General features: G+C 56.3%; 18 protein-coding genes. 6 read left to right on the plus strand and 12 right to left on the minus strand.

Annotated elements, in window-relative coordinates; genetic code table 11:
- Positions 1-108 precede the first annotated feature (108 nt).
- A complete protein-coding gene (locus AB8846_RS17920) occupies positions 109-423 on the plus strand; it encodes a DUF485 domain-containing protein (RefSeq protein ID WP_063144972.1) in 315 nt (104 codons plus the stop codon).
- The gene (actP, locus tag AB8846_RS17925) at positions 420-2,069 is read left to right on the plus strand and encodes a cation/acetate symporter ActP (RefSeq protein WP_063144973.1); all 1,650 of its coding nucleotides are present in this window, start codon (positions 420-422) and stop codon (positions 2,067-2,069) included. Before AB8846_RS17920 ends, actP begins: the two co-directional genes overlap by 4 nt.
- Before the next feature lie 35 nt (positions 2,070-2,104).
- Here actP and AB8846_RS17930 read toward each other — a convergent pair whose 3' ends face one another.
- Positions 2,105-2,794: an LrgB family protein gene (locus AB8846_RS17930; RefSeq protein WP_370733321.1), complete on the minus strand. Its 690-nt coding sequence runs from the start codon at positions 2,792-2,794 to the stop codon at positions 2,105-2,107.
- The gene (locus tag AB8846_RS17935; RefSeq protein ID WP_021242769.1) at positions 2,787-3,197 is read right to left on the minus strand and encodes a CidA/LrgA family protein; all 411 of its coding nucleotides are present in this window, start codon (positions 3,195-3,197) and stop codon (positions 2,787-2,789) included. The genes AB8846_RS17930 and AB8846_RS17935 overlap by 8 nt, the downstream gene beginning before the upstream one ends.
- Before the next feature lie 102 nt (positions 3,198-3,299).
- Here AB8846_RS17935 and AB8846_RS17940 point away from each other — a divergent pair, with 102 nt between their 5' ends.
- Positions 3,300-4,187 (plus strand): LysR family transcriptional regulator, encoded by an 888-nt coding sequence (locus AB8846_RS17940; protein ID WP_370733322.1) that lies wholly within the window; start codon positions 3,300-3,302, stop codon positions 4,185-4,187.
- A gap of 74 nt (positions 4,188-4,261) precedes the next feature.
- Here the strand turns inward: AB8846_RS17940 and AB8846_RS17945 are convergent, their stop codons facing one another.
- The 4 genes from AB8846_RS17945 to soxR form a co-directional block, all read right to left on the minus strand.
- Positions 4,262-5,908 (minus strand): Na+/H+ antiporter, encoded by a 1,647-nt coding sequence (locus AB8846_RS17945; protein ID WP_063144976.1) that lies wholly within the window; start codon positions 5,906-5,908, stop codon positions 4,262-4,264.
- Positions 5,909-6,058: 150 nt separating this feature from the next.
- On the minus strand, positions 6,059-7,408 hold the full coding sequence (ghxP, locus tag AB8846_RS17950; RefSeq protein ID WP_063144977.1) for a guanine/hypoxanthine transporter GhxP: 1,350 nt from the start codon (positions 7,406-7,408) through the stop codon (positions 6,059-6,061).
- A gap of 294 nt (positions 7,409-7,702) precedes the next feature.
- Positions 7,703-8,374 (minus strand): glutathione S-transferase, encoded by a 672-nt coding sequence (locus AB8846_RS17955; protein WP_331413713.1) that lies wholly within the window; start codon positions 8,372-8,374, stop codon positions 7,703-7,705.
- Between the two features lie 358 nt (positions 8,375-8,732).
- Positions 8,733-9,191, minus strand: coding sequence for a redox-sensitive transcriptional activator SoxR (soxR, locus tag AB8846_RS17960; RefSeq protein WP_023331806.1), 459 nt, complete (start codon positions 9,189-9,191; stop codon positions 8,733-8,735).
- 98 nt (positions 9,192-9,289) lie between these two features.
- On the opposite strand from soxR, the gene soxS reads away from it, so the two are divergent.
- Complete coding sequence (gene soxS / locus AB8846_RS17965; protein WP_013095071.1) at positions 9,290-9,616, plus strand: superoxide response transcriptional regulator SoxS; 327 nt, start codon at positions 9,290-9,292, stop codon at positions 9,614-9,616.
- A 6-nt stretch (positions 9,617-9,622) separates the two neighbouring features.
- Here the strand turns inward: soxS and AB8846_RS17970 are convergent, their stop codons facing one another.
- On the minus strand, positions 9,623-11,188 hold the full coding sequence (locus tag AB8846_RS17970; RefSeq protein ID WP_370733349.1) for an EAL domain-containing protein: 1,566 nt from the start codon (positions 11,186-11,188) through the stop codon (positions 9,623-9,625).
- A gap of 644 nt (positions 11,189-11,832) precedes the next feature.
- Here AB8846_RS17970 and AB8846_RS17975 point away from each other — a divergent pair.
- Positions 11,833-12,114 (plus strand): YjcB family protein, encoded by a 282-nt coding sequence (locus tag AB8846_RS17975; RefSeq protein ID WP_008503385.1) that lies wholly within the window; start codon positions 11,833-11,835, stop codon positions 12,112-12,114.
- 62 nt (positions 12,115-12,176) lie between these two features.
- Here the strand turns inward: AB8846_RS17975 and ssb1 are convergent, their stop codons facing one another.
- Positions 12,177-12,707 (minus strand): single-stranded DNA-binding protein SSB1, encoded by a 531-nt coding sequence (gene ssb1, locus AB8846_RS17980; RefSeq protein WP_023310055.1) that lies wholly within the window; start codon positions 12,705-12,707, stop codon positions 12,177-12,179.
- 251 nt (positions 12,708-12,958) lie between these two features.
- Between ssb1 and uvrA the strand changes: the two genes are divergently transcribed.
- Positions 12,959-15,781 (plus strand): excinuclease ABC subunit UvrA, encoded by a 2,823-nt coding sequence (uvrA, locus tag AB8846_RS17985; protein ID WP_063144980.1) that lies wholly within the window; start codon positions 12,959-12,961, stop codon positions 15,779-15,781.
- A gap of 3 nt (positions 15,782-15,784) precedes the next feature.
- Here uvrA and AB8846_RS17990 read toward each other — a convergent pair whose 3' ends face one another.
- From AB8846_RS17990 to tyrB, 4 genes are all read right to left on the minus strand, one after another.
- Positions 15,785-16,138, minus strand: coding sequence for an MmcQ/YjbR family DNA-binding protein (locus AB8846_RS17990; RefSeq protein ID WP_023310053.1), 354 nt, complete (start codon positions 16,136-16,138; stop codon positions 15,785-15,787).
- A gap of 2 nt (positions 16,139-16,140) precedes the next feature.
- Positions 16,141-16,557, minus strand: coding sequence for a secondary thiamine-phosphate synthase enzyme YjbQ (locus tag AB8846_RS17995; protein ID WP_331413717.1), 417 nt, complete (start codon positions 16,555-16,557; stop codon positions 16,141-16,143).
- A 113-nt stretch (positions 16,558-16,670) separates the two neighbouring features.
- Positions 16,671-17,384 carry an acid phosphatase AphA gene (gene aphA / locus AB8846_RS18000; RefSeq protein ID WP_023334178.1) on the minus strand — a complete coding sequence of 238 codons (714 nt, stop codon included), beginning with the start codon at positions 17,382-17,384 and terminating at the stop codon, positions 16,671-16,673.
- A 268-nt stretch (positions 17,385-17,652) separates the two neighbouring features.
- Entirely contained in the window at positions 17,653-18,846 is a 1,194-nt protein-coding gene (tyrB, locus tag AB8846_RS18005) for an aromatic amino acid transaminase (protein ID WP_370733323.1), read from the minus strand.
- Positions 18,847-18,868: the final 22 nt, after the last annotated feature.

Genomic DNA, 18,868 nt, shown 5'->3' on the forward strand with positions numbered 1-18,868 from the left:
GGCCGGGGTGAGGGCATCAGACCGCACCTTCCTCCCCTCACCCTTACCCTCTCCCCATCAGGGAGAGGGGACTAAAAACAAACCAACCTTACCTTTGGAGACTCTGTGATGAATAACGATATTTGTCAGCAGATAGAGAATAGTGCGCACTACAGGGAGCTCGTCGATAAGCGGCAACGGTTTGCCTTCATCCTTTCCATCATCATGCTGGTTATCTACGTCGGCTTTATTCTGCTGATCGCCTTTGCCCCGCACTGGCTGGGCACCCCGCTGCACGAGGGGACCAGCGTGACGCGCGGCATTCCGATTGGCATTGGCGTGATTGTGATTTCATTCCTGCTGACCGGCGTCTACGTCTGGCGCGCGAACGGTGAATTCGATCGTCTTAACAGAGAAGTCCTGCGCGAGGTAAAAGCATCATGAAGCGAGTTCTGACGGCGCTCGCCGCCACACTTCCCTTTGCCGCCCACGCGGCGGATGCCATTACCGGCGAGGTCCAGCGCCAGCCAACCAACTGGCAGGCGATTATTATGTTCCTTATTTTCGTCCTGCTGACGCTCTATATCACCTACTGGGCGTCGAAACGCGTGCGCTCCCGTAATGATTACTACACCGCAGGCGGCAACATTACCGGCTTCCAGAACGGGCTGGCGATTGCGGGTGACTTTATGTCGGCGGCCTCCTTCCTCGGGATCTCCGCGCTGGTCTACACCTCCGGCTATGACGGTCTGATCTACTCTCTCGGCTTCCTCGTCGGCTGGCCGATCATCCTGTTCCTGATTGCCGAGCGCCTGCGTAACCTGGGCCGCTATACCTTCGCTGACGTGGCCTCGTACCGTCTGAAGCAGGGGCCGATTCGTACCCTCTCCGCCTGCGGCTCGCTGGTGGTGGTGGCGCTGTATCTGATTGCGCAGATGGTGGGCGCGGGTAAATTGATCGAACTGCTTTTCGGCCTGAACTACCACATCGCGGTGGTGCTGGTTGGCGTACTGATGGTGATGTACGTGCTGTTCGGCGGCATGCTGGCGACCACCTGGGTGCAGATCATCAAAGCGGTTCTGCTGCTGTTCGGCGCCAGCTTTATGGCCTTTATGGTGATGAAGCACGTCGGCTTCAGCTTCAATAACCTGTTCACCGAAGCGATGGCGGTCCACCCGAAAGGAGAAGCGATCATGAGCCCGGGCGGGCTGGTGAAAGACCCGATATCCGCGCTCTCACTGGGTCTAGGACTGATGTTCGGTACTGCGGGTCTGCCGCATATCCTGATGCGCTTCTTTACCGTGAGCGATGCGCGTGAAGCGCGCAAGAGCGTCTTCTACGCCACCGGTTTCATGGGTTACTTCTATATCCTGACCTTTATCATCGGCTTTGGCGCGATCATGCTGGTGGGGGCGAACCCGGCGTTTAAAGACGCGGCGGGCGCGCTGATTGGCGGTAACAACATGGCGGCGGTGCACCTGGCCGACGCGGTAGGCGGTAACCTGTTCCTCGGCTTTATCTCCGCCGTGGCCTTCGCCACCATTCTGGCGGTGGTTGCAGGGCTGACGCTGGCCGGCGCGTCTGCGGTGTCGCATGACCTCTACGCCAACGTCATCCGCAAAGGCGCGAGCGAGCGCGACGAGCTGAAGGTCTCGAAAATCACCGTGCTGGTGCTGGGCGTAGTGGCGATTCTGTTAGGCATTCTGTTCGAGAAGCAGAACATCGCCTTTATGGTGGGGCTGGCCTTCTCGATTGCCGCAAGCTGTAACTTCCCGATCATCCTGCTCTCCATGTACTGGTCAAAACTGACCACCCGTGGCGCAATGATTGGCGGCTGGCTGGGGCTGCTAACGGCGGTGATCCTGATGATTCTGGGCCCAACCATCTGGGTGCAGATCCTCGGTCACGCAAGCGCTATCTTCCCGTATGAATACCCGGCGCTGTTCTCTATCGCCGTGGCGTTCATCGGTATCTGGTTCTTCTCGGCCACCGACAACTCGCCGGAGGGTAACCTGGAGCGTGAGAAATTCCGCGCCCAGTTTATCCGCTCTCAAACGGGATTAGGCATCGATCAGGGTCGTGCACATTAATCGACTGACCTCCCCGGCCGCACTGGCCGGGGAAATTAAAACATCACCCACGCCACCAGCGGCGCAATCAGCACCATTACCACGCCCGAAAGCATCATCACCAGGCTCGCGACAACGCCCTCCTGCTGACCCAGCTCATACGAACGTGCCGTGCCCGCCCCGTGCGACGCCGCGCCAAACCCTGCCCCTTTTGCCATCCCTTCACGGATCGACAAGCGCAGGAATAGCATATCGCCGACCGCCATACCGAACACGCCCGTCACGACAACAAACAGCGCTACCAGATCCGGCTGCCCGCCGAGCGGTTTAGCCGCCGCCAGCGCAAACGGCGTGGTTACCGAACGCACGGCCAGGCTGCGCTGAATTTCATCGGGCAGCGTAAACAGCCGCGCCAGCCAGACCGAGCTACAGACCGCCACTACCGTTGCGGTGAGCACGCCCGCGCTGAGCGACATCCAGTGGCGTTTGATAATCGCCAGGTTGTCGTAAACGGGGACGGCAAAGGCGATGGTCGCCGGGCCGAGCAGCCATAGCAGCCAGTGGGATTCACCAATGTAGTTTTGCCAGGAGATATGGCCGAAGACCAGCATCATCACCAGCAGGATCGGCGTGAAGACCAGCGGCATCAGCGGCAGGGCGTGAAAGCGACGATACAACCGCTTGTTGGCAAAGTAGATAATTAGCGTGGCAACCAGGCACAGCACGCTAACCTGAAAGTTAGTCATGTTTATGCCTGCTGATTTCAAAGCGATACACTTTATCCACCACCCAGGCGGTCGCCCCCAGCACCATCAGCGTACTCAGCGCGATAACGGCAAAGATTCGCCAGCCGTCGACCATCAGCAGCTGCGCGTAGTTCACCACCGCCACCACGGCAGGGACGAAGAACAGCAGCATCTCCGCCAGCAGCCAGCGCGCCCCGGCGCGCACCCAGTTAAGGGGGATCACGCGACACAGAATAAGCGTCAGCATCAGCAGCATCCCGACAAGGTTGGCAGGCAGCGGCAGATGCAGCCAGCCGACAAGATATTCCGCGAAAACAAACAGTCCCGCATAGAGCAGTACCTGAACCGGGACCTGGAGTCGTTGCACAACGGCAGGCGTAACACGGCTTAACGCCACGGCCATGGAGGGTTTCCTCAAAAATGAGACGAGGCGCCAGTATAGAGACCGCACGGTGTGGACTGAAATGAATTAAAATCATCAAAGGTATAGTTTCGAGGAATAATCATGGACATAAGAACGCTGCGCTATTTTGTCGAAGTGGTTCGTCAGCAAAGTTTTACCCGCGCAGCGGAGAAGTTGTTTGTTACCCAGCCCACCATCAGCAAGATGCTGAAAAACCTCGAAGATGAACTGAACTGTACCCTGCTGATCCGCGACGGGCGCAGGCTGTTGCTGACCGACACCGGACGCGTGGTGTTCGAACGCGGGCTGGCGATTCTGGCGGAGTTCCGCCAGCTGGAAGCGGAGCTGGGCGATATTAATCATCTGACGAAAGGGGTGCTTCGCCTCGGCATTCCGCCAATGGTGGGGATGATGATGGCCGGGCCGATTAGCCTGTTTCGCCAGCGCTATCCCGGCGTTGAGCTGAAGATTTCGGAGTTTGGTGGGTTAACCGTCCAGCAGGCCGTCACCAACGGCGAGCTAGATGTCGCCATGACCGCCCTTCCCGTTGAGGAAGAGAGCGGTCTGGCAACGCTTCCGCTCTTTAGCCACCCGCTATGCGTGCTGGTTCCCCGCTCCGGCGACTGGCTGAAGAGAGACTCGGTGAGGCCTGAACTGCTCGGCGAGCACCCTCTGCTGATCTACAACGAAGACTTCGCCCTCAGCCGCCAGCTGATGACGCTGTTTAACCACCATAACGTCAAGCCGCGCATTGCGGTGCGCAGCGGACAGTGGGATTTCCTGGCGGCGATGGTGCAGGCAGGCGTGGGGATTGCCATTCTGCCGCAGCCGATTTGCGAGCGTCTGGATAAAAACACGCTGCGCTGGATCCCGCTGGAGAGCGACCTGCACTGGCAGCTGGGGATGATCTGGCGTGAAGGGGTGTATTTATCGCACAGCGCGCAGGCGTGGCTGCAGTGTTGTGAGGGGTTTTGGGTGCCCTCACCCTAACCCTCTCCCACAGGGAGAGGGAACCGATCGAGCACGTAGGCCCGGTAAGCGCAGCGCCACCGGGCAAAACAGCGCTACTGATTCTCTATCAACAACGCTTCCAGCAGGTCCAGATCGTGCAGCAGCTTTTGCAGCGTTTCGTTGCTGATCTGCCGCGTGGCGCGCAGGTGATACAGCTCGGCACGCTCGGAGCGCAGCGCCGCCAGGCGGAACCGGCGCTCCAGGTTCTCCTCCTGCAGCGAGCTTTCCACGTCGTTACGCCCGTCCGCGCGGCGGCGCAGGTTACCAATCACGCGGGAACTCACTTCCGTAAGCAGCTGGTTATCGATGTTTTCTTCCGCATCCGCAGCCAGACGCTCTTCCATTTTCTGAATCGCGACAATTGCCACTTCGGCGGTAGCCGCCCGGGCAATACGCTCTTCTTTATGCTGCTGGGTCGAATCACCGGCATCAATATGCTGGAGTAAAATCGGCAGCATAATCACGCCGACAAACAGTGAGAACAGAATCACGCCCGCCGCCAGGAAGACCAGCTCGTAGCGCGCCGGGAAGACGTCGCCCGTCGGCAGCAGCAGCGGAATGGAGAGTACACCGGCAAGGGTGATCGCCCCGCGTACGCCGGCAAAGGAGGCGATCAGCAGTTCACGCGTTGTCCACGAGCCGAACTCCATCGGCTTTTTCTTCAGGAAACGTGCGCTGAAGTTTTTCATCGTCCACAGCCAGCCGAAACGCACCAGCATCAGCGCCAGGTAGATCAGCACGATGTCGGTAAACAGCATCCAGACCTCAACGTTCGGGTCGGCTTCGGCCGCCACCAGCGAGGATTCCAGAATGCCCGGCAGCTGCAGGCCCAACAGCAGGAACACCATGCCGTTAAAGACAAATTCCAGCATGGCCCAGGTGCTGTTGGCACGCAGACGCATGGCCAGCGGCGCGCGGCGCATTACGCCGGAACGGGTGATGGTCATCCCTGCCGCAACCGCTGCCAGAATGCCCGACACGCCGATATGCTCGGCAATCAGATAAGAGGCAAACGGCAGCAGGAACAGCAGTACGATCTGCGTAGCGGGTTCATCGCCGCCCCAGCGGCTGAGGAAGCGCAATGAGCGGCCGTACAGCCAGCTCACCACGAAGCCTGCGAGAATACCGCCAATCGCCACCTTGAAGAACTCCAGCGTCGCGCCGCCGACGGTAAAGACCATCGTGCCCATCGCAACGGCCACGGCAAACTTCAGGGCGACCAGGCCGGAGGCGTCATTCATCAGCGCCTCACCCTGTAAAATCCCCATGATTTTCTTCGGAATTCGGCCTTCACCCACGATGCCGGACAGCGCCACGGCATCGGTTGGCGACAGCACGGCGGCCAGCGCAAAAGCCGGTATTAATGGAATACCCGGTACCGCCCAGTAGATCAGAAAACCAATCCCGACCACGGTGACCACCACCAGCGCCAGCGCCAGGCCGAAGATCTCGCGCCCGTGCTCAAGGAATTCGCGCGTGGGCGTTTTCCAGCCATCGGCAAACAGCAGCGGCGGGATAAACAGCACGAGGAACAGTTCGGGGTCAAATTCCACGTGCAGGCCAAACGTCGGCCACGCCAGCAGCGCGCCGATGGCAATTTGCATTAATGGCAGGGGGACCTGAAAGGGCAGTACGCGTGTAACCACCCCGGATAGTGAGACCACAAGGGTCATGATGAGTATTGTGAAGAAGATTTCCATGCGTTCCCTGTTTGCTGTGTTGCTTATGTACTCCGGAAGGCGTCGTGCCTTTTATTCTATCTTCTCCAGAGTAACGCAAAAGGCAACAGGATGAGTCCTGAAAATAAAAACGGGCGGCCTGAGCCACCCGTTTTCGCATCAAAGGACAACTTAGATTGCCCAGCCGCCCGCGTAGAACGCCACCAGCGCAACGGCGATAATCACGGTGCCGATATTCAGCTTGCGCCATTCACCGGAAACCAGACGACCAATCACCAGCGACGCGAAGCCGATCATAATGCCGGTCACGATGTTACAGGTCAGCACGATGAAGACCGCGGTAATCAGGCCAGACATCGCGTCCACGAAATCCGCAAAGTCGATTTTCGCCACGTTGCTCAGCATCAGCAGGCCAACGTACATCAGCGCCGGTGCGGTCGCATACGCCGGAACCAGATAGGAGAGCGGAGAGAGGAACAGGATCAGCATGAACAGCACGCCGACGGTGATCGCCGTCAGGCCGGTTTTACCACCTGCCGCCGTACCCGCTGCGGATTCGATATACACCGCCGCAGGCGCCGCGCCCACCAGGCCAGAGAAGACGCTGCTCAGGGAGTCAGTGGTCAGCGCTTTGCCGCCATCAATAATCTGACCGTCTTTATCCAGCAGGTTCGCCTGACCGGCCACCGCACGAATGGTACCGGTCGCGTCAAACACGGCGGTCATCACCAGCGCCAGCACGCTTGGCAGGATCACCGGGTTCAGCGCGCCAACGATATCCAGGCTGCCAATCAGGGAGTTGCCTTTGTCATCGCTCAGCGACGGCATGGCGAAGATACCGGAGAAGTGTACGGTTGGATCGAAAATCAGGCCGACAACGGAAACACCGATAATGGTCAGCAGAATGCCGCCCGGGACTTTCAGTTTTTCCAGACCGATAATCACCGCCAGGCCGATCAGCGACATAATCACAGGGAAGCTGGCGAAGTGGCCCAGCGCCACCGGCAGACCGTCCAGCGGGTTCTTGATGACCAGACCGACGCCGTTGGCGGCGATCAGCAGCAGGAACAGGCCGATGCCGATACCGGTACCGTGCGCCACGCCCTGCGGCAGGTTGCGCAAAATCCAGCTACGGATGCCGGTCGCTGAAATCACGGTAAACAGCACGCCCATCAGGAACACGGCACCCAGCGCAACCGGTACGCTGATGTGCTGACCCAGCACCAGGCTGAATGCGGTAAACGCGGTCAGAGAGATAGCGCAACCAATCGCCAGCGGCAGGTTCGCCCACAGGCCCATCACGATGGAGCCCACTCCGGCCACAAGGCAGGTCGCCACAAAGACAGCCGCTGGCGGGAAGCCTGCTTTGCCCAGCATGCCCGGCACAACGATGACGGAATACACCATCGCCAGAAACGTTGTCAAACCGGCAACGATCTCCTGGCGCACGGTGCTGCCGCGAGCCGAAATTTTAAACATGGCGTCAAGTGAACCGCCAGTACGCGCAGATGGCGTAGACATAGAAAACATCCCCTGAGAGTTTTTTAGGAAGTCCGTAAGCGAGGTGGAGACGCCACTGCCAGCTAGACGTCAAATCCTTGTGTTGCGTTTGTGACGAAAGGGCGTCACAAAAAAAGCAAACGTTTAGCTCCGCGCTTACAAACGGGTGGTCAAATTAAGGCAAACGATTATCTAGCGTAATCCCCGCCCTTTTCAACTGAACTTTCTCGTTTTTCGCTAAAATTCACTTATGACGCTGAAGAAATAAACAGAGTATGCGCAAACGTTATCGTCTATGCGCAATTTGTTTACATTTCAATCCTCACCCGGGATAGATAACGGGCCACCCTGTTGCAGCGTTTTTTGCCAGCCAGGGCTGTTCTCAACCTTTGTCTTCCATGCCTGAATATGCGGCAGATTAGCGATACCGCCGCGCGCCAGCAGGGCAAAAATCGGGAAGCTCATCTGAATGTCGGCCATGCTGAGCGAATCCCCGGCAAACCAGCTGTTTTCAGCAAGATGTGACTCAATAAAGCGCGCATGGGTTTCCAGCTGACGGTTGAGATACGCTTTCTGCACCCCCTGCCCCAGCGCTTTACCCAGAGTTCTGATACCAAACGGCACCGGCGGCTTGCCGAGGCTGTTGAAGACCAGCTTCATTAACAGCAGCGGCATCAGCGATCCTTCGGCGTAATGCAGCCAGAAGCGGTACTGCACCTTATGCGCCGGATCTAAAGGCTTAAGGCGTGACTCGGGATCGTACGTTTCCTGGAGATACTCCAGAATGGCGCCGGACTCGGCCAGAATCAGCCCATTGTCTTCAATGACCGGTGATTTACCCAACGGATGCACTTTTTTGAGCGCCTCCGGCGCCAGCATGTTCTTTTCGCGCTGGTAGTGAACGATCTCATAAGGCAGGTCGAGTTCTTCCAGCGCCCAAATCACGCGGTGCGAGCGTGACTGGTTAAGGTGGTGTACCGTGAGCATGGTTTTCTCCTGTTATTCATACTTTTTAACTATAGAAAATTGAACAACACCGCGAAAAAAATTCGTCTAAAAAATGGTCAGACAGGCTGGCGAAAAAACGGGTCTTGCATAGAATTAAAGTGTCAGCACAATCCGGAACCTCACCAACCAGCTCGACACGAGGGGTACTGACGTCGGGGGAAACCCTCCCGTGAACCAGCGGGATAGAGTGAAAGACAAAGACCGGGAAAAACTAAAGCGCCCTTATGTGGCGCTTTAGTTCTTTATGTATGCGGGGGTTTTGCTTACCCGGCCTACGCTCTCGGTTTTGTAGGCCGGGTAAGGCGCAGCCGCCACCCGGCAAACAGGCCGCACAGACTCAATCCTCTTCCAGCAGCCGCGCCCCCGTCCCCTGCTCGCCCAGCCTGTCGCCGGGGTTACGCAACGGACAATCGCTACGCGACAGGCAGCCGCAGCCGATACAGCCATCCAGCTCGTCACGCAGGGCGACCAGCGTATGAATACGCCTGTCCAGCTCTTCACGCCACTGGGACGACAGCTCTTTCCACTCTTTCGGGCTTAGCGTGTGACCTTCCGGCAGCACGCCAAACGCCTCGCCGATCGTGGCCAGGGGAATTCCGATTCGTTGCGCAATTTTGATAATCGCCACGTAGCGGAGCACGTCGCGGGTATAGCGACGCTGGTTGCCGCCGTTACGGATACTCTTGATTAACCCTTTGCTTTCATAGAAGTGGAGCGCCGATACCGCAACGCCGCTTCGCTTTGCCACTTCACCGGGGGTTAACAGCGCTTTAATTCGCGGCAATCTCTTTTCCATAAAACCTCTTTACCTCAAGTTAACTTGAGGAATTATACTCCCCCGCAGAGAAAACGACGAATTAACCGAGATAGTTGTATCTACAGAGGGGCAACCTTATGTCGCATCAGCAGATTATTCAGACACTTATTGAATGGATTGATGAACATATCGACCAACCGTTGAACATTGATGTGGTCGCTAAAAAGTCGGGCTATTCGAAATGGTATTTACAGAGAATGTTCCGCACGGTCATGCATCAGACGCTGGGGGAGTACATTCGCCAGCGCAGGCTGCTGCTGGCGGCTCAGGCGCTACGCTCAACGCAGCGGCCCATTTTTGATATCGCGATGGATCTTGGCTATGTGTCGCAACAAACCTTTTCCCGCGTGTTTCGCCGCGAGTTTGACCGCACGCCGAGCGACTATCGCCACCAGTTGAATTGATCACCCTCAGTGCAAAGGCTGCTGCTGCCAGGTCATAAATTCCTGGGGCGGCATCGCTTTTGCGAAGTGCCATCCCTGACAAAACTGGACGCCGCGCTTCAACAGCCAGCTTACCTGCTCTGCCGTCTCTACCCCTTCCGCAATGGTTTTCAGCCGCAGGCTTTGCGCCATCTCGATAATATGCTCGGCGATCAGGTGGCTGGTACTGTTGGTCGTTAAGGTATCAATAAACGATTTATCGATTTTCAGAATATCCACGTTCAGCGAGTAGAGGTTGTGCAGGTTCGAATAACCGGTTCCGAAATCATCGATCGCGACTTCATATCCCGCCTGACGGAAAGCCTGAATCACCGGCGTGGTTTTTGGCACATCAATAAAACCGCGTTCCGTCACTTCTATTTTGATTTGCTGCGCGCGGACGGCGTAGTGGTGAGCCTTATCCGAAATCATGGCGATCAGCCGCGAGGAGTGGAAATCCGTGGCCGACAGGTTAATCGAAATATAGAGATGCGGATGCTCGGCGAGGAAATGGCCCAGATCGTTGAACACTTCCTCAACGACATAGTCCGTAATCCGCTCGCTCATTCCCTCATTTTCCGCCAGCGGAATAAACTCAGCCGGGCTCATCACCTGCCCGTTAAAACCAGGCCAGCGTAACAACGCCTCCGCGCCCACGCACTGGTTATTCTTGATATCAATAATCGGCTGATAGTGTACGCAAAGCTGTCTTTTGTTCAGCGCCCGGTGCAGTAAGCGCCCCGGCGAATTGAGCTCACGATGGGTACGGGACCATACCAGCAAAATAATAATGCTGCAGATCATGCCCAGCGGCAGCGTCAACGTCGCCTGGTGATAAAGCGTTTCATAAAAGCGTTTATTCGATGTCGACACAATGGCCGCAATAGGTCTTTTGGTGGATGTTACGATCGTATAAAAGCGGTTATCTTTTTGAAATACCGATTCCTTATCCCGAATCATCGAATTTAATAAAGAAACATTGGCTTTCTGGCTGACGGAAAAGAAAGCATTAGTTACCGTGTCGTACACGCCCCATGAGAGAGAATGATCCGCGGACATGACTTCGCTGTATGAAAGCGGGTTGACGACCACCACATAATTTCCGCGCTGCATATATGTCATTTTATAGCCAGTATAAAATGGGGTATCGCGATAATAATAGATAGCAACGTCAGGTTTACGCGTGTAATTAGCGACAGGAATGGCGTAAGGGTGATCCGGTGTAAAAACGGTCGAACAAAGAAAATTCTGACCTTCAGCGTAAATTAAATCGGCGACAAACAGGCGGCCACGAACAACGTTCAGCATATATTGACGATGTCCCGGCGTGCAAAGCTCACCTCGATATTTTTCAGCCTCGTCCCGGGCCAGATCAACCTGTTGAATAACCAGTTCTGTTTTGTCTAAAGCCAGTTCAGCAAATGTGCGTAGCTGGGCACTTGTTTCAGACACGGCTCGTAGCTGGGCAAACCATAGCGCAAGCATCACCGGCAGCATAACTACCATGATGATCCCTACCACCCTGAGCATTTTGCGCCGCGCGCTACGATTCATTTCCCGCCCTATATCCCTGCATGTTGTACGCCTGTAGTAATGAAGGCCGGATGCTTTGTTAAACAGGTGATTACGTTGCATGAATCATGCGAAGTTAGCAACTGACTTTTGGTATTAAAAATCTTAAATTTCGTTATGACGATAATATTTTTCCGTAAGCTAAACTATAAGTATTCGTTCCGTTTCAATTAAGGAAAATAATTATCCAGCCCGCAATGGCGGTGGGAAGATAACACAACAGGCGATTGTTGATTAAGCCAAACGTCTGACAGCATGAAAAAAGTACAGCTTCATCATGACGTTTTATGCTATTTGCTCTGGGGCATTGTGTTCGTTGATTTATAAATAATCAGTCTGTGCCTCAATATTTTCAGGATCGCCTGAGAATAACCCTCTCTTATAAAAACCGAATTTGCGGTCTCCCCACCTGCCCGAAGGGCGTTTCCGCCGCGCTGTGGGTCCGTCCCCTCATGCGCCGAAGGCAGAACCAGCCTGCACTCTCGCCTTTCCGAAGGAATAAAATTCTCTTTTTTGCTGGCACAGATGCTGGCGAATAAATCAACAAATGTGATATAGTTCACACATATTTTGTAACGAGAAACACTGTTTCAGTCAGTTCGTCTGTTTTGTAGAGGATGGGTTCTATGGCAACCATTACTACCAGCATGGTTCTCCTGCGCTGGCCTTTGTTGAGTGCGGTACTGATGTTTTTAGCCAGCACGCTGAACATTCAGTTTCGTAAATCTGACTATGCGGGTCTTGCTGTCATCAGCACCCTGCTGGGGCTGGGAGCTGCCTGCTGGTTTGCAACGGGTCTGCTTGGCATCACCCTGCTGGATATCGCCGCCGTCTGGGAAAATATTAAAGTGGTGATGGTTGAGGCGATGAGCCACACGCCGCCAGACTGGCCGATGGTGATTACCTGATCCCTTACGGAATAAAAAAACCCAGACGATAGTCTGGGTTTTTTGTTTTAAGTACCTGGAAATCAGAACGGAATGTCGTCGTCGAAATCCATTGGCGGTTCGTTAGACGGCGCCGGAGCAGACTGCTGCTGCGGACGAGACTGTGCGCCACCGCTGAACTGGTTGCCGCCCTGCGGCTGCTGAGGCTGACCCCAACCGCCCTGCTGCTGGCTCTGACCGCCACCTGCTGGTGCACCACCGCCCTGACGGCCACCCAGCATCTGCATGGTACCGCCCACGTTAACCACGACTTCAGTGGTGTACTTCTCAGCACCGGACTGATCGGTCCATTTGCGGGTACGCAGCTGGCCTTCGATATAGACCTGAGAACCTTTACGCAGATACTCACCGGCCACTTCTGCCAGTTTGCCAAACAGCACTACGCGGTGCCATTCGGTCTGCTCTTTCATCTCACCGGTCGCTTTATCACGCCAGGATTCGGAAGTAGCCAGCGTAATGTTGGCAACTGCGCCACCACTCGGCATGTAGCGTACTTCCGGGTCCTGGCCCAGATTACCGACGAGAATCACCTTGTTTACGCCTCTGCTGGCCATGTTCGTGTCTCCTGAATACGTTTCTTAATAGTGTAAACGCGCGAGTGTACCATTTCCAGACGCCACTTTGATAGTTGCGTAGCATCTTCCAGAGTTCGCGCGCGAACGGAACATTGTTACACAGCCAATCAGAAAATGCATTCCAATACTGTATATTCAAACAGGTCAAATTGTGTCATAATTAGCCGTTTCTGACAGCCGTTTGTCCTTCAAACAAATCAGGCAATCCGTGTTCCAACCGGGAAAGGTGAATGGATAAGATCGAAGTTCGGGGCGCCCGCACCCACAATCTCAAGAATATCAACCTCATAATCCCTCGCGACAAACTCATTGTCGTGACCGGGCTTTCGGGGTCTGGCAAATCCTCACTGGCTTTCGACACTTTGTATGCCGAAGGACAGCGTCGTTACGTTGAATCACTCTCTGCGTACGCGCGTCAGTTCCTGTCGCTGATGGAAAAACCGGATGTCGACCATATTGAAGGGTTGTCCCCTGCTATCTCTATTGAGCAGAAGTCCACCTCGCATAACCCGCGTTCAACGGTCGGTACCATTACCGAAATTCACGACTACCTGCGTCTGCTGTATGCCCGCGTGGGCGAGCCGCGCTGCCCGGACCATGACGTCCCGCTGGCGGCCCAGACCGTAAGCCAGATGGTGGATAACGTGCTGTCGCAGCCGGAAGGCAAACGCCTGATGCTGCTGGCGCCGATCATTAAAGAGCGAAAAGGCGAACACACCAAAACGCTGGAGAACCTGGCAAGCCAGGGCTATATCCGCGCCCGTATTGACGGCGAAGTGTGTGACCTGTCCGATCCCCCCAAGCTGGAGCTGCAGAAGAAGCACACCATCGAAGTGGTGATTGACCGCTTTAAGGTGCGTGACGATCTCGCCACGCGTCTGGCGGAATCCTTTGAAACCGCGCTGGAGCTCTCCGGCGGCACGGCCGTGGTCTCCGACATGGATGACCCAAAAGCGGAAGAGCTGCTCTTTTCCGCCAACTTTGCCTGCCCGATTTGCGGCTACAGCATGCGCGAGCTTGAACCGCGCCTGTTCTCCTTTAACAACCCGGCGGGTGCCTGCCCGACGTGTGACGGCCTGGGCGTTCAGCAGTATTTCGACCCGGACCGCGTCATTCAGAACCCGGAGCTGTCGCTGGCGGGCGGTGCCATTCGCGGCTGGGACAAGCGTAACTTCTACTACTTCCAGATGCTGAAATCGCTGGCAGAGCACTACAAGTTCGACGTTGAAGCCCCGTGGGCCAGCCTGAGCGCGAACGTGCACAAAGTGATCCTGTTCGGATCCGGCAAAGAGAACATCGAGTTCAAGTACATGAACGATCGCGGCGATACCTCCGTGCGTCGCCACCCGTTCGAAGGGGTGCTGCACAACATGGAGCGCCGCTACAAAGAGACAGAATCCAGCGCGGTGCGCGAGGAGCTGGCGAAGTTCATCAGCAACCGCTCCTGCGCCACCTGTGAAGGCACGCGTCTGCGCCGCGAGGCTCGCCACGTGTTTGTTGAAAACACCGCGCTGCCGACCATCTCAGACATGAGCATCGGCCACGCGATGGACTTTTTCAACAACCTGAAGCTCTCCGGCCAGCGCGCGAAAATTGCCGAAAAAGTGCTGAAAGAGATCGGCGATCGCCTGAAGTTCCTGGTGAACGTCGGCCTGAACTACCTGACGCTTTCCCGTTCGGCGGAAACGCTCTCCGGCGGTGAGGCCCAGCGTATCCGTCTGGCGAGCCAGATTGGCGCGGGCTTAGTCGGCGTAATGTACGTTCTGGATGAGCCGTCTATCGGCCTGCACCAGCGCGACAACGAGCGTCTGCTCGGGACGCTGGTCCACCTGCGCAACCTCGGCAACACGGTGATCGTGGTCGAGCACGACGAAGATGCGATCCGCGCGGCTGACCACGTCATCGACATTGGCCCAGGCGCTGGCGTACACGGCGGCCAGGTGGTCGCGGAAGGCACGCTGAAGGACATCATGGCGGTGCCCGAGTCGCTGACCGGCCAGTTCATGAGCGGCAAGCGCAAGATTGAAGTGCCGAAACAGCGCGTCGCGGCAGATCCTGAAAAAGTGCTGAAGCTGACCGGCGCGCGCGGCAACAACCTGAAAGACGTCACCCTGACGCTGCCGGTTGGCCTGTTTACCTGCATCACCGGCGTATCCGGTTCCGGTAAATCGACGCTGATCAACGATACGCTGTTCCCGATTGCGCAGACGGCGCTGAACGGCGCGACGCTGGCCGAGCCTGCACCGTATCGCGACATTCAGGGGCTGGAACATTTCGATAAGGTTATCGACATTGACCAGAGCCCGATTGGCCGTACCCCACGCTCTAACCCGGCGACCTATACCGGCGTCTTTACGCCCGTACGTGAACTGTTTGCTGGCGTTCCTGAATCACGTTCGCGCGGCTATACGCCAGGACGTTTCAGCTTTAACGTGCGCGGCGGCCGCTGCGAAGCGTGCCAGGGTGATGGCGTGATCAAGGTTGAGATGCACTTCCTGCCGGATATCTACGTGCCGTGCGACCAGTGCAAAGGCAAACGCTATAACCGCGAAACGCTGGAGATTAAGTACAAGGGCAAGACCATTCACGAAGTGCTGGATATGACCATCGAAGAGGCGCGCGAGTTCTTTGATGCCGTCCCTGCGCTGGCGCGCAAGCTGCAGACGCTGATGGACGTCGGCCTGACCTACATTCGTCTGGGGCAGTCGGCGACAACGCTGTCCGGCGGTGAAGCGCAGCGCGTGAAGCTGGCGCGTGAGCTGTCAAAACGCGGCACCGGCCAGACGCTCTACATTCTGGACGAGCCGACCACCGGCCTGCACTTTGCCGACATCCAGCAGCTGCTCGAGGTTCTGCATCAGCTGCGCGATCAGGGCAACACTATCGTGGTCATCGAACATAACCTGGACGTGATTAAAACCGCGGACTGGATTGTCGATCTCGGCCCGGAAGGCGGCAGCGGCGGCGGTGAAATTCTCGTCTCCGGTACGCCAGAGACCGTTGCAGAGTGCGAAGCCTCGCACACCGCGCGCTTCCTTAAACCGTTGCTGTAACTGTCACACGGAGAGTTGCTGTCGGGTGGTTTCCGGCAGCAGCTCAACCGCCTGCTGATAGGACGCGTCCACCAGGTAGTAAATCTGCGAGCCTGGAATCGATCCGTCCAGATAGACGGTGCTCCAGTGCGCCTTATTGAGGTGCTTGCTCGGCCTCACGTCATCATGCTGCTGGCGTAGCAAATCCGCCAGTTCAGGGCTGGTTTTCAGCGACGCCGCCGGACGGCCCTCCACCTCTTTCACCATCGCAAACAGCACATCACCCACCTTAATCTGCGTGGCTTTCCAGTCGCTGTGGACGCTCTGCTCAGCGCCGGGCTTGCTCATGCAGTACTGAAGTATCTCCGAAATTGTCATCTTTATTCCCCTTGTAGCGTGGCGATAATTTTACGCGAACCACCGTGAATGCGATGCTCTCCCAGCCAGATCCCCTGCCACGTTCCCAACATCAGCCGCCCGTTGTGTACCGGCAGCATCAGCGATACGCCCAGCAGAGAGGATTTAATATGCGAAGGCATGTCGTCTGCCCCCTCATAGTCATGCTCATAAGGCGCGTTGTCCGGGACGCTCTTCAGAAAATGGTGCTCCATGTCGGACCGGACGGTGGGATCGCAATTTTCATTAAGCGTAAGAGAGGCGGACGTGTGCTGAAGCAGCAGATGCAGCAAACCCGTTCTGACGCGCGACAGGTCGCGGAGTTGCCCGATGACTTCATCCGTCACCAGGTGAAATCCGCGTGGTTTAGCGCTTAAGGTCAGGGTCTGTTGGTACCACATGTGCTGCTCCGTGATGAAAGATGAATCTTTCTAAGTGTGCAGCAAGAAGACGAAAGGTAAAACCCGCAGCAGCGAGATTTGATTAAAAAAGAGCCAAACTCGCTGCCAGCTACTTAATACTCCGAGTTGACGATCACCTCTTCGCCAAACTTTCCGGCCATCGGCAGCGGTCGATACGTGGAGTTAGAGGCCCGTAATACCCTGATCCCTCTGGCACCCACGTCATGCGCGGCGGTAATGTCGTTATCTGAATCGCCGTAGAATACTTTGATATTTTTCTTTTCCAGCCACTGTGTTTTGGTGTTTTGCCCTTCTTTGTCACCGGCAAAAATTACCGGATTCATGCTGGCCGCCGGGATCTGGAAATCATCCTGCAGCGTTTTAGAGACGGTTTCCGTTTTGGTCTGACTGCGGCCGGTCACAAAATAAATGCTGTCACCGCGCTTCACGTGCATGGCAATAAGCGCACGGGCAACCTCTTTCGGGATGCTAAATTCGTCCCAGCCGTTATTCATTTTTTCCCAGAATTCCGGGTTCTTCAGATACGCTTCGCTGTCTGGTGAATACGTTTTCTTACCGCGCCAGAAGCCGGGGCTTGAGAACAGCACGGTATCGTCAATGTCAAAACCTACGGCCATTGGCGCACGGCCCATCAGGCTGTTTTCGATTTGGGCCACGGAAACCCAGTGAATGGGCGCCTGCTCGGCGAGAATGGCGGCAGTGGTGCCGGTGTAAAGCGGCGTCGGGGCAGAAGCTCGCGCGACGACGGCGCTATTAAGCGAGAACAATAAGCAGGCGGCGCTGAGCGCCAGTGTGATCTTGCGCATATTTCCCCCTGAATATTCAGTTTGTTATCGTTTTAATTTGAGCGGATGGTCAAAAAACTATCCGACCATAACCCCAGCGGGGGGTGAAGGGAAGGAGTTTTTGCTTATGAAGCTGAATAAAAAGAAGACGATCACAAAGCGCAGAAGAAACGTGTAGGCCCGGTAAGCGAAGCGCCACCGGGCAATGATTGGCACCGGCGCAAACAAAAAAGCCGGGTGGCGGCTGCGCCTTACCCGGCCTACATATAGCATGCAAGTAAGTGAATACTTACATCACAGCTGCAAACGCCTGCGCCACGCGATGAACGTTGCTGGCATTCAGACCCGCCACGCACATACGGCCGCTGGCGATCAGGTAGACGCCGAACTCTTCGCGCAGGCGATCGACCTGTGTCGCACTCAGTCCGGTATAGCTGAACATCCCGCGCTGCTTGAGCAGATAGTCGAAGTTATGTCCCGGCACGGCCTCTTTCAGGACGTTAACCAGCTCCTGACGCATCGACAGTATGCGCTTACGCATGGATTCCACTTCGGCAAGCCAGTTGGCTTTCAGCTGTGCATCACCCAGAACCGTAGCCACCACCTGCGCGCCAAAGTTTGGCGGGCTGGAGTAGATGCGGCGCACCGTCGCCTTCAGCTGACCCAGCACGCGGCCGGCGGCTTCGGCGTCTTCACACACCACGGACAGACCGCCAACGCGTTCACCATACAGGGAGAAGATTTTAGAGAAGGAGTTGCTGACCAAAACAGGCAGTCCGGCGCTGGCCACGGCGCGAATGGCGTATGCATCTTCTTCCATACCCGCGCCAAAGCCCTGGTAGGCAATGTCGAGGAACGGGATCAGATTACGCGCCTTCAATACCTCAATCACCGCATCCCACTGGGCATTGGTGAGATCCGCACCGGTCGGGTTATGGCAGCACGGATGCAGCAGCACAATACTGCGCTCCGGCAGGGTGTTCAGTTTTTCCAGCAGCGCTTCAACGCGCACGCCGTTGGTTTCGCTGTCGAACCACGGATAGGTCGCCACTTTGAAGCCTGCGCCCTCGAAGATCGCAACGTGGTTTTCCCACGTCGGGTCACTGACCCACACGCCTGAATCCGGGAAGTATTTTTTCAGGAAGTCTGCACCCACTTTCAGCGCACCCGAGCCGCCCAGCGTCTGGATGGTCGCCACGCGTTTTTGCGCGAGCACCGCGTGATCGGCGCCAAACAGCAGAGGCGCAATAGTGCTGCGGTAGCTATTTAACCCTTCCATCGGCAGATAGAGCGATGCGCCGTGTGGAGCAGCGTTCAGACGCGCTTCGGCTTCGGCAACGGCTTTCAACTGAGGAATAATGCCATCCTCGTTGTAATACAAACCGATGCTCAGGTTCACTTTGTCGCTGCGAGGATCTTCTTTGAAACGCTCCATTAAGGAGAGGATAGGGTCGCCGGCATAGGCGTCAACTTTCTGAAACACGCGATGAGTCTCCGGAATTAGA

Source organism: Enterobacter sp. KB-221C9 (assembly GCF_041320715.1).
In the GTDB taxonomy this organism is placed as follows: Bacteria; Pseudomonadota; Gammaproteobacteria; order Enterobacterales; family Enterobacteriaceae; genus Enterobacter; species Enterobacter asburiae_D.